Origin of the sequence: Paenibacillus wenxiniae (genome assembly GCF_039822605.1) — a bacterium.
Classification (GTDB): Bacteria; Bacillota; Bacilli; order Paenibacillales; family Paenibacillaceae; genus Saccharibacillus; species Saccharibacillus wenxiniae.
Genome location: NZ_JBCGUH010000010.1, coordinates 71,877 through 84,712 on the forward strand (window position 1 = coordinate 71,877; position 12,836 = coordinate 84,712).

The 12,836-nt window shown below is 47.3% G+C and carries 5 protein-coding genes; all 5 read right to left on the reverse strand.

Translation table 11 applies throughout. The features are described from left to right. Positions 1-319 precede the first annotated feature (319 nt). Positions 320-2,323 (reverse strand): cache domain-containing sensor histidine kinase, encoded by a 2,004-nt coding sequence (locus tag AAHF22_RS17195; protein WP_347326261.1) that lies wholly within the window; start codon positions 2,321-2,323, stop codon positions 320-322. Then, positions 2,320-3,972 carry a response regulator gene (locus AAHF22_RS17200; RefSeq protein WP_347326262.1) on the reverse strand — a complete coding sequence of 551 codons (1,653 nt, stop codon included), beginning with the start codon at positions 3,970-3,972 and terminating at the stop codon, positions 2,320-2,322. Before AAHF22_RS17200 ends, AAHF22_RS17195 begins: the two co-directional genes overlap by 4 nt. Before the next feature lie 91 nt (positions 3,973-4,063). After that, complete coding sequence (locus AAHF22_RS17205; RefSeq protein WP_347326263.1) at positions 4,064-5,446, reverse strand: glycoside hydrolase family 140 protein; 1,383 nt, start codon at positions 5,444-5,446, stop codon at positions 4,064-4,066. A 298-nt stretch (positions 5,447-5,744) separates the two neighbouring features. Continuing rightward, entirely contained in the window at positions 5,745-9,491 is a 3,747-nt protein-coding gene (locus tag AAHF22_RS17210) for a glycosyl hydrolase family 2 protein (RefSeq protein ID WP_347326264.1), read from the reverse strand. A gap of 2 nt (positions 9,492-9,493) precedes the next feature. Then, complete coding sequence (locus AAHF22_RS17215) at positions 9,494-12,787, reverse strand: glycosyl hydrolase 2 galactose-binding domain-containing protein (protein WP_347326265.1); 3,294 nt, start codon at positions 12,785-12,787, stop codon at positions 9,494-9,496. Positions 12,788-12,836 lie beyond the last annotated feature (49 nt).

Here is a 12,836-nt window from a genome sequence, read left to right on the forward strand (position 1 = left end):
TTTAAGCAAACGGTTTTACAAGGGCAGACATCATTCTGGCACGGAATAAGGGACGCAACTTGATCTTTCATCGGAATCTACGGAGTAGGAGGAGATCGCTAATACTGAAAAAAGTAAACTATTTTGCTTTCGCGAAAATTATTTTTCATTGTACCTCGTGTTAGAAGGTCGCTAACACTGGAAGCAGTAAGATATTTTGCTATCACAAAAATCACTTTTTCATTGTACCTCGTGTTAGAAGGTCGCTAACACTGGAAGTCATTCTCTCCCTTATTTCCTTTACGCAATGCTTACACGTATACAAGTTTGCGTACACCTATTAGCTTACACCGCCAGTTTTACGGAATGAAGCTGTCGTTTCATCCACCAATCTTGGCAAACGGATCGTCACCTCTGCACCATAGGGCACCTGCGGAATCGTCACACCATAAGGTTCACCAAAATACAGTTGAATGCGCTTATTAATATTGTACAACCCGACCCCGCTACCACCGCTGCTACTTGCATGTTCAGTCGTTCCAGTAGACTGACTGGCACTGGACATAGGGCGAGTAAAATCATCATCCGCTGGTACTGAATGGGGTGCAGCATCAAAACGTTGTTGACTTCCGTCTGTCTCTCCTGCTTGTACGCTGGAATGACGGTCTGCTTTACCTCCTACCGCAAGCTGCCGATTCAATTGTTCACGCAATTCATTCGTAAACCCATTGCCTGAATCGACGACAGATAACCACAGATCTCGCCCATCCTCATACGCTTCGATGCTAATCTCAATACCTTCGCCATCCTGACGACCGGATTGAATTGAATTTTCCACAAGTGGCTGTAAAATAAAGCGCGGGATGCGACAGTCTAATAATTCTGGCTCAATGTCGAAAGTAAATTCGATCGAACTATTGAAGCGTAAACTAATAATTTTGATATAGTTTTCCAGATAGCTCAGTTCATCACGCAATGTACACATACTATCTTTGCTGGCGAAGATCGGTCTAAGCATATTGCCGAGTGCCACTACACTGGTCACAATCTGTTCCGCCTTGATCATCGTCGCCATCCAGCGAATCATATTAAGTGTATTGTACAGAAAATGCGGATTGATCTGGTATTGCAGCGCCTCAATTTCCAGCTCTCGCCGCTGCTCTTGAATCTCGTTATTGCGCCGTAATAGCTGAACGATACTCAGCGACATTTCATTGAAGCGCCTCATTACGGTCCCAAACTCATTGTTCGGAATATCGGTAAACGTCACTCCCAACTCCCCCTGACTCATATCGCGTAACTTATGCGCCAGCAGCTTGAGTGGCCGGATCATTCGTTTCAGGAAAAAGTACGATATGCCAAATATCAGCAAAATGCTCACACAAAAGACGATCACCATAATCCGCTGGACAGAAAAGATCTGCTGTGAAAAGAGTCCAAGCGGTACTTCACGCAGCATATACCAGTCTCCATCTTGCAGCTTATAATACACAATTTGAATCGGATCACCGTTTTTGACCGTATCATAGCTGCCAAAGCTTGCATTGCTACCGGCTGGCGGCAAATATGGACTCTGTTTCCCCACTTCATCGATGCTGCTGCCCGAGATAATCGTCCCTTGCCCATTGACAATATAGGCATTGCCTTCAGCCATATCGAGCGAGGCTGAGTAGGTGGAGGCTAAATAATGCTCATCCAGATTGAAAATAACGGTAGCATTCGTATCTGGCTCATAAAATGGTCGCACGCCGCGAATGAGGCTAATGAGCCGATCATCTTTGTCGCCGCTAACGTATGGATTATAATACGATTCGGTCATTCCGCCCGTCACGGTCAGATTAGGAAAATTTTGCTTCGCCTGCTCATAACCTTGTGAGCGGAAAAAGTTAGCCGTCCATGCCGCTTCTTCATGCACAAGCGTACGCGTCGCGTCCCCACCAAGAGCACCGTTATCGTCGGTAATCATATAAATGGAATGGATATAGTTGTAGTTGCTAATAAAGTTAGCGATACGTGCGTAGATGTCTTTTTTCAAATCAATATTTTCAAGCTCGGTACGATGATCACCGCTTTGTAGATAGCTCTGTACATTGCCATCCAGCAAAAATAGCTTGGACAAGCGATCCACGTCACTGATCAGACTATGGATATTATGATCATTTTGCTGGAATTGCTGGTAGAGTAATTTTTCATTTTGCTCCTTGATCAGCCCCAGCATGAAGGTATACAAAAAATACGTCGCCAGTGAAAACACGATGATGCTGACCGCCATAAAATAGACAATTAGCTGAGTACCTAGATGCTGAATATTGCCGCTTTTGCCAGATCGTATCCATCGCTTCATTCGCGTTTCGCCCCCGTAATGTCAAAGGCTGCCCCACCTTTGAGCGATTGACGGCGATATTCGTTCGGATTGAGTCCGGTTACTTTTTTGAACACTTTACTAAAATACGTATATTCAGGCGAAAAGCCCACCTGTACCGCAATATCATATGATTTCATATTCGTACCGATCAATAGCTCTTTCGCCCGTTCAATTCGGTAGCGATTCAAGTAATCGACAAATGTAATTTGCAGCTCTTTTTTGAACAGATTGCTCAAATAGCCGAAGCTGAGTGATACATGTTCGGCGACCTGCTGTAGACTAATGTTCTGCGCATAGTTTTGCTTAATATACTGGATTGCGCGCGCAATCTCATGACTCATATGCAGCAAGCTATGGGCATATTCCGCCACACGGACAAAATATTCACTAACCTGCTCCAGCATATCCGGCAATGTATCACATTGTTCCAGCTCGGTCGTAATATCGAGCAGCAGCAGTTTCTCATTCTGATGCTGCTCATATAGATTCGTACTGATCCACTGTACAAATTGGAACAGCAGCGGCTGCATCGTCGCCGGATCTTCATGCAAACGCTCTGTTAATAGGCGAATATAGTCGCCATAGCGCTCCTGTTTGAGCGGCGACAATAATCCTTTGACCGGAGAATGATCACGAAGCTGCTGTAATCCCTGTTCCAGCGGTGCCAGATCGAGCTGTTCATCTGGCTCGTGCAGCAAACCACCGCCTGTCAGCAGTTTATGACGCAGCATCTGCTGTGCTTCTTGATAGAGGGAAGATAGATTTTTGTATGCGTTATCAATTTTGCTAATACCAACCGATACGGAGCTGCCAAAGCAGCCGTATACCGCCGATTGTACTTGACGCGCAATCAGGCGAAGCTGTTGCCGAATCTGTTGCTCGGAATGCATATCTTCAAAGCTGAGCAGCAGCAAATAATGGGTCCGATCAATATAAAAGCCTTCTCCACGTTCGAAGGTCGTTGTAATCTCGTCCAGCATATTAAGGATCGTCATTTTGATCAAATGTCCATGTTCATCACGAAATTTGTTGCGCAACCGGGCATACTGATCCAGTTCGACTACACACACTGCCAGTCTGGCGGGGGCAAGACGCATCCCGCTTTGACGAACAAATTGCTCAAATTCACCTGCTGAATAGATGCCATACAATAAGAAGTCTTTCAGCACCTTTTCCTTTACTAGCTCTAAACCGGCTGCCGGAACAGTGGTCGTATCCGTAGTCACCCGTGCTGGACGATCCTGCCGCTGTTCATCCAGTTCGTGACGAACGCTGCTCAGCGTGGACGCAATTTCCTCTTCGGTCATGGTGAGCTTGAGGATATAACCAGACACGCCGAGTGACATCGCACGCCGAGCGAGTTCGAATTCTTCCAGACAGGACAGCACGACAATGCGTGTCTGCCGATCCTGCTCACGAATGCGGGAGATGAGTTCCATTCCATCCATACGCGGCATACGAATATCGGTGATGACCACATCAGGCTTGTCCTTCATGTATGTTTCCAGTGCACTCTGACCATCTGGCATATCAGCAATCACCTGCATGCCAAATCGGCTCCAATCGACCGAGTTTTTCAAGCCGATGCGCACAAGCATCTCATCCTCGACAATCATAACATTGTACATTCCGCTCACTCCTCGATTCAGGTTCATGGCAGGATCTGCCGGAGTCTCATCCAGTCACTTTCAGCAAACATAATGGCGGGTGCTCACACCGTCACACAGGAGAAACACGATCCGCTTGCTGTGGATACTCTTCATCGCTGAACAGACACAACACCCAATCCTGTCCTCTTCCGCTTGAAGGCGCTTCCCATTCATGCCTACCTGTGTTGCTGACCGTGCCAGCATCGTGATATTGTCCTGTACGCGGACAGTACCATACCGCTTCCAATGTGACGCCTTCGATTTGTCCTAATCTTACTGTAACATACAGTCCTGTTGGACAATAGATAAACATGAAGCTTTTCCCATAACAGGCTACCGGTGTGTTCGCTCCATCCAGTGGCTGTTCCAGTAAATGACGTGCTGGTTTGGCTTCCGTAAATGGAACACTTTCCATTAACGCACGCAAATGCTGCATTTGTTCTGCACCCGGACGCCTCAGTGCCTGTTGCCAAGACATAATAAAATATCCAGCTGCTGTATCTGCCCAGGCTGCATCGTCTCTGCCCGTATACATCGACCAGATCGAATGATGTCCATATGTATGTCCACAGGCTCCACTAAATACCGCATAATAGGCAGCTTGCCGCACATCCGCTTCATCAAAGTATCCATTAAAGGGATTAAAATCAATCGGAATATCTTCATAACATGGCTCTGCATCCAGCGTCGGTCGTACAGGTTCCAACGCATAATCGTGTTCCACGAGACGATAATTATCTCGTACTCCAGCACCATGACTGGACTGAATCATGTGCAAATCAAGCCATGTTTCCGCATGTACATATCGGGATGATGAAACACCGCCTTTGGGATGAAACGTCATCAAGCGTTGCTCACTGCTACCTTCGGTAATGCCTGCCGCCAGCTGACGAATAATCGCAGTATGTCGTTCGGTTTCGAGTGCACGATCACCGCCAAGTACCCAGATCAGGTGGGGATGATGACTAAAGCGCTCTGCCAGCCAATGTCCATAGCCATACGCATTTGCCGGTTCCAGTATCTGGGGGCCGATGCCGCCGGATAGATTGAATTTGTCTCCCCAGGCTGGAAGTAAAGCGATATACAACCCGAGTGATTGTGCTAGCTCCAGTACATGATCGACATGATGCCAGTATGAATCGGCACCAGCCTGATCCGGCTGAAGCAGATCAGGCTGTCCTGGTTGATCGAGTCGCAATGGCAGACGTCCATTCGCTGCTGGTGTGAACAATCCGTCTTGTTCAGCAAGCAGTACCGTCTGGATCACATTGAAGCCTTGCTCTGCACGTACACGTAAGTAATGCTCCGTTTCCTGCATATTCAGCCGATGCAATAGCTCCCATGCGGTATCCGCGAGCCAGAAAAAAGGCTGTCCATCCGCAGTCGCCAGATGCCGCCCGCTGGCATGAAGTTGTAGCGGCAGTAATGTTGTGTTTGCTGATCGCGATAACATGATGGATCGCCCCTCTATATTTGGCATTAGCCGAACACCAGCGTACAGTGTTCGGCATGTGAGTTTCTTTTTTATCTATACGTCTTTTTCTATCCAGATACATTTCTATCCAGCTACATTCAAATGCAGACGTTATAGGGTAGATGCTAACACGGAAACTTCAAACTGTAGCTTTCCAAGCGTCCCAATCAACCTGTACATGTTACGATGTTAAGCCGTTCTAATACAATCAATTTACAATTTTATCCAATATATAAAAAAATTTACCAATGCGATCGTCCACATTTTACATGAAGCGTTAACGTGAACGAACGATCAGTTGCGGCTCACTTGCCAGGCCGAATCGAACCATACAATATCGATCCACATAGATCGAATCACCGTCAAAATGACCATCTGTCCAGCTCGGTTGATCGGTAAAACTATCCGGGCCGACCATATCGAGTTCACCGCGTACATGATGATGTGGTCCTAGCAAATTACGACAGCTGGATAGCAGCTCGATCGTAAGCTCATTTTCGCCACTTTGCAGCAAGTCCGTTATATCGGCTTCATAAGGTGCCCACATCCATGTGGAACATTCTTGACCATTAATGAATAGACGTGACAGCACAGCATGGGGACGCTCACATACGATCCACACCCGTTCCTCAGGTACCAGCTCCGTTACGAGCAGCGAACGCAACAAGCGTACATTACCTGCATAAAACAGTAATCCTTCTGTCGTCAAATCTCCTGTACGTGCCGTATGCTGCGGCTCAATTAGCTGGAATGGTCCCTCTGTATAGATCGCATCATAACCGTCATACGTATATTCCGCTCTACTCTGAACGCCAAAGTGACCGAGAATATAAATGCTTTCCAGCTCTGTATCATAAAATAGCTTGTTACCTTCCGATTCAAATGCCGCCGCTCTTGCCGCAGCCTCATACGTTTCTTCCGAATTAGCAAACGGTCCAGCCAGTACGATACGATTGTCACCGGCATGCAGCAAACCGCGAATGTCCAGCTTTCGAAAAGCAATATCACGCCACCAACCCTGCTCCTGCTGCTCCAGCGCATGCCCATTGATCGATATACGATACCGCTGTGGCTCCTCCAGCGCAAGGTACATCGCTGTCTGCAAATATTCGCCGGCAGCGGCAGTCACTGTAAACTCAAGTTCAACCTCTACCGCATGTCCCAGTTTGATCAGATGCTGCTGTACAAAAATGACTGGCTCCGGCTCTGACCAGTCTCCACCTGCAATACGCCAGCGACAACGATCCAGTGTGATGCTGTTGAGATCGCTCAGTTCAACACGCCAATGTTGGGCAGGCATCGTGACTGCTGTTACGCTACTTTCCGTTATTTTATTTTCAGTTATGCTGTTTTCATTGGTTTCGGTTGTGTTCGCTGTTGTGTTTGCTATTGTCTGTTCTGGTGCCTGCTCGGGTCTCCATCCGCTTGTCAGTATAGTTGCACCATCCGCTTCGGTTGCCATAACGGAAGCTGCTGTACGCACGCGGAGCATATACGATTGAGCTGGTGCAAAATCCAGTGTGATGCTCAGTCGCCCTTGCTCAGTTGTATCTGCATGCAACGGCTGAATGCTGCCATTTTCCAAATTCACATAATCAATTTGAAGCAACTCACCGTATCCGAAGGAGGAAAGTTCAAATTGTGCCTGATATCTATGCTCTCGATCGGTGTTTACAATATAGATCAATCGATCTGGCTCTGTGTTCCATGTTTCTTGTGCTTCTTGTGCTTCTTCTGTTTCTACAGATCGTATTCGTGCTGTGTGCATGGATGCACCATTATGATCGGCTTGTTCGACATCGGCAGAACGGATATCTATGGGCATTGCTTGTTGTTGTTCCGTTTGTTTTGCTTGTTTTGCTTGTTTTATAGGTTGTGGTTGTTCTGTTTGCTCTTTTGATTCTGCTGTTTCAAGCAGAGCAGACTGAACGAGATGAATACGACTCAGTAGCGGCGATTCAGTCACAGTATCCATTGTTACCGCTACTTCTGCTTCGACTTGCTCAACACTTAATTTTGCTGGCTTACACTCCAATTGACGTAATGTAATAGCAGAAGGCACATGTTGTTGTAAATAGTGCTGTAACGCAGACAATTCCAGCGGCAAACATGGCGTTCGCAGCTCAAGCTCATTCAGTCGTTCATCATGTTTGCCATCTACTGTATCCGGCAATGCACCAAGTGCAAGAATGCGTCCTCCTTGCTCGCTAAAACGCAGCAGCAATTCCAGTGTCGCCGAGCCGATCGTTAACATCGGTGGCAAAATGATCGTTCCATACGCTGCCTGTCCGATCACAAGCTGCTTGCCTTCGATACGTCCATGATGCTCGATAATACTTTCCGAGCCATAGTCATGCCCATAATGAAGCGCACCAAGCCATTCACTCACCTGCACAAAATCCGCATTAATTCGCTCTCCACGCTCTACACCAAGCTTTGTCCCTTGCTTCGTCGCCTCATCTGCACCATGTACCGGATGAGTGTACACGAGCCAGGACGAACGAATCGGATGCAATAGTAAAATGTCCGCTTCTACCGTGCTTTCCGCCAGCAACATCGATAATCGACCAAAATAATCATTGAAACGATGATATTCGCTCCACCACGGCTGTTGATAATATAGTGAAGGCGGATAATCCCGTTTGCGAATGCCACGCAAGCTATAACCTTGCAAATGCTGACACATCAAATTAATGCCATGCACATACTGCCATTCGGCAATCCATTTTAGATCGGCAAACGATACATTCCAGCCACTACAGCCAAATGTCTCGGATAAGACGAACTTTTGCCCTAGCTGATGGGCAACCGAACTAACCTGTTTTGGTGTGATCGGGTTATCGATAAACCGTCCTAACCAATCGATACCGGGCACCTGCATATATTCATAGGAAGCCATCGCATCCCCAACCGCACCTGTCTGCGCTGTCAGATGATCTTCACACACAACATGCCCGGTCAGACGAATATTGTGCTGCTCGCACCAGTCACCGATCTGCTCCATAAACGACTGCGAGAATAGTCGTGTCGCTAACTGCCAGAACCGATAGCGTACCCCTTCATGCCCTGCCCCTTCTAGGAACAATAACGGTAAATCCTGCAACAAATCGCGACTGTACGCTTCCTTATAGCGCTCCTGTAATGTAAACGACCACGGCACCTGATTGCGTCCATATTGCGGCTCATCTGTAAATATACCGGCTACGGCCTGTCCGAAATGCTCGGCAAATCGCTCGGCATAACGCTCATACGTCGATTCGATAAAAGCACGCACCACGCTTGCATCCAGTGTATCGATATAGTATGGATTGATATCATAATACAGACGCAGATCGGCTAAATGCCGTTGTTCATTTACAAGTTGAACATATTGTCCATCTTCCCAGCGATACCAGGCAATTGTCCGGGTATGTTCATTTTCGTGTGAACGTGTATGTTCAACCGGATTGTAGTTTATATGCTCGGTAGAGCTTGGATCTATACTTTCGTGATCGGATTGCTCTCTATGCAGCTGTTCCAATTTGAGCCATTTCTGCTGATAATCCAGTCCGAGTGCAGGTACAACACCATCGGCAAATCCGCTCGGCCAGCCATTTTCGTCATAGCACCATACTCTCATGCCCAGCTTATGCCCTTCATCAATGCCCGCAGCGATACATTCCATCCATTCATCGCCCATATAGGGCGTTTCCAGACCGGCACGAGCATGAATAATATAACCGCCAAGCCCTGCCTGCTTCATCTCACGTACCTGTCGCCGGATCTCCTCTGGCTCCATCCGATCATTCCACGACCAGAACGGAATCGCACGATATTCAGCAGGTGGGTCGAGTAAGTGGTCATATAGCTCTGCTGCATATAAACGATCCGTATCCAGTCTACGTTGACGTTGCTGCGGTTGTAGATAATCAACAGATGAAGTGGCTGAATGGACAGTAAATGAAGCTGTGTCGCGGTCATGAATAGGATTCAGCGATTGCACTTGGTCTATGTGCAGATTGCCTGTTGTCGTTCGGCGTTCCATCTTTACTCCTCCTTCTGATGATGCAGCTGATGAGTATCTGTTTGTAGCGCTATAGCAGGTTGCTGTTTCGTCATTTCATTACTGGCATCCTGTTCACTACTATTTCGTTCACTATGATTCCATTCATTATCATTTCGTTTAGTGTTATTTTGTTTACTATTACTTCGTTTATCCTGATTAGACGTTGCGGATAACTCTGCATTCCATGCACGCACATGCAAATGGTCCAGAGAACGCACAGGTACAATCCGTTCTTCGCCAGCATCCAGCCAGAAATATTGCTGTTTTGCCAGAGCGTAGTTTTGTGTTGAACTACTAGTTTGTACTAACTCTACCGCTACAGCAGGCTGACTGCCTACATTGGATACACGTACATGATATGGATAACGTGCAGCCGCCGAATTGTTAACGGCTGGATCAACATCCTTTGTTGTTGGATAGACATCATTAGTATCGATGCCCTCGTTATCGCTAGCTATAGATGAACGATCATCCGTCAGCGGTGTCCATTGCAGCTCTGTAGGTGGCAAGTTGAACAACACACCTGGACGAGCATCAAAGTTTAGCCAGTAAAATGTACGATATATTAGCTCATTTTCGCGATATAACTCAGATACGATGAGTAAAGGAGCATCATGCAGCTCGTAACCGATCAGCTCCAGTTCACCAAGCTTACGAGGTGGAGCAGCTGCTTGCGCCGCAATAGAATCATTCGTAGTTCGGTCAGACGCTCCGTCCCAATCACGGCGCATCATCTCCTGTAGTCCAGCATCATATACACGCACAGTCGCTTTCCATGCTTTTCCATTCAATGCTTTTTGCTCATCAACGATATATACAGGCAGCTGCTGTGCCTGCTCGGGGCTATTGAGCTGTTTGAATAGCACATACACTGCCAGCGGAGCATACGCATCAGCAGTAAAATAATGTGATGGCTTGGGCACACCATACCAGTCAATCGTCGACCATGACACCCCCGGATACACATCATTTAGCTTGTACGTGACTACCCCTGTCTGATGAGGCCAATGACAACGTGCGCTCTCCATTTTATGCCGTAGCGATACGACCTGCGCCAGCTGTGTGCCAATCGCGAAGCTTTCCAACGAATCACAAGGTATAAACGAATCGGCAAATTCAGACAATATACGCATTTCATCGCGTGTATCAAATGCGGGCAAATGCGCATAAAAGCTTTCATCTACCGGCGGCGGCCAGATCGATTGCTCATCGGCTGGCATATATCGCTGCATCGACTCCATCACCGGCGCTGAAGCCAAACCAAATTCACTGAGCAGCCGATCTTCCAAGCCCGCATAATAGTCAAAACTATATGCCGGTGTCCAACCATTCCACACGATATGATCATGTGTACTGCCGCCAAGCGGATCAGTACGGTGAAATGGACGTGTATCATCCAGCTCAATCGCCAGTCTACCCATCATGCGCATCGCTTCATGATCCAATTCGCTGCTCGTCTCATTCCCTCCACACCACATCACCAGCGATGGACGATTGCGCAGACGCAGCGTATTACGTCGAACTGTCTCCTCTAATGCTGCACGGGGCTGGTTCGCATGACTTCCCCAGCAAGTTGGCCATTCTTGCATAATCATAATGCCGAGCCGATCACATCGATCATAGAAATCATCCGTCTCGGGAATCCCTCCACCCCAGGCACGCATAAAATTCACGTGCTGCTCGGCAGCAAGGCCAAGAAAATGTTCATACCGCTCACGCCGAAAATCCATCAATGCATCAAGCGTGCACCAGCCTGTTCCTTTCGCAAACACAGGTACACCATTAATAGCAAATATCCATTTATATTCCTCAGGATTAGCCCCACCTGTAAAAGGCTGCATCTCAATATGTCGAATACCAAACGTCGTTTCGGTGCGACTGACAGTATCTGCTATGCGCGTCTGTACTATATCTGATGAGCTGTTTTCATTACCACGTACACAAACGAGCGTCAGGCGGTATAATGACTGCTCCCCCATATCAAGCGGCCACCATAACTGTGGTTGCGGTATATTTAGTTTTAGCCTTACGGTGTATTTACTGCTGTCGGTCAAACGACTTGCACTGCTACTTGTACTGCTAATGCTGTTAAGTTGTTTTGTCGTGTCTGTGTCTGTGTCTGTGTCTGTGTCTGTGTCTGTGTCTGTGTCTGTGTCTGTGTCTGTGTCTGAACGATGATATGAAGCAGCTGTACTGATAGCAACATGATCAGTATTCCCATGTTGCATTTCATCGCTCTCATCCGTAAACTTCCATTCAAAAAAGAGAGCCTGTGTTTTCATAGCTTGCGAATGTACAGAATCATCTTCTGCATCATTTCCTGCTCTATTATCTCTTGAAGCACTATTTTCTTTTTGTTGTTCTTTTTCTTCTGTTGCTCCCTTATTGGTCTTCATCCCACTTGCTTGTGATTCCGTATCGCCAACACTATCCCCCTGCTCCAGTTCAATCCAGCCATATACCCGATCGCCGATAATAGGCGCTTCAGCTAGTTCAAACGTCAATTCAACTTGTCCTGCATGTGCATCCTCTACGCTATGTACAGCTACGAACGGATGCAGTACATGTTGCTCTGGTAAAGCTTCCAATCGCACACTTTGCCAGATGCCTACCGCAGGCAGATTTACATAGTGCCAACCATAGTTGCAATTGAACACAACCGCCGAATGCCACACATTCCATTCATTGCCGAGCGGTGCAGGATGAACTTTCACAATCAATGTATTATGCTGCTGTAATTGTGCTGCCACCTCATATTCGGGACCGCCAAACGAACCTTCATGCGTGCCCAGCTTCTGTCCGTTCAGCCATACTTCACAGCTTGGCGATACACCGTCAAACAGAAGACGACTGCGTGTCCATGCCTCTGGATGATCCAGTGTAAATGTATATTTATGCCACCAGATGCGGTGACTATATTCCTTAGCCAGTACAGCATTTTTGCCAAATGATGGATCAGACAGCTTGCCAGCGGCAACCAGCGCCTGGTGAATACTGCCCGGCACCTGTGCAGCGATTGCGTCCTGCCATTCGCCTTGCAAACGGTCCTCGTCATTTCCTTCTTCTGCAAGCTGCCATACGCCATCGAGTTCCATCCGTAAGGCGGAATCGTTCGTACTGTTCAGTTTTTCGCGCTGCTGCTGTACTTCTCCTGTTTTTAAACTACACGTATTTACAGATGTAACTGCATGCTCCCATGGCGTAAACTGTGGAGCAAAATCTTGCCGATCCTGGTCGTCTTTACTTGATACATGATGATCTACGTATCGGTTCATCTCTTTCCCCTCCCTCATGGGTGAAGGCCAGAAGCAGAATGACTTTCCA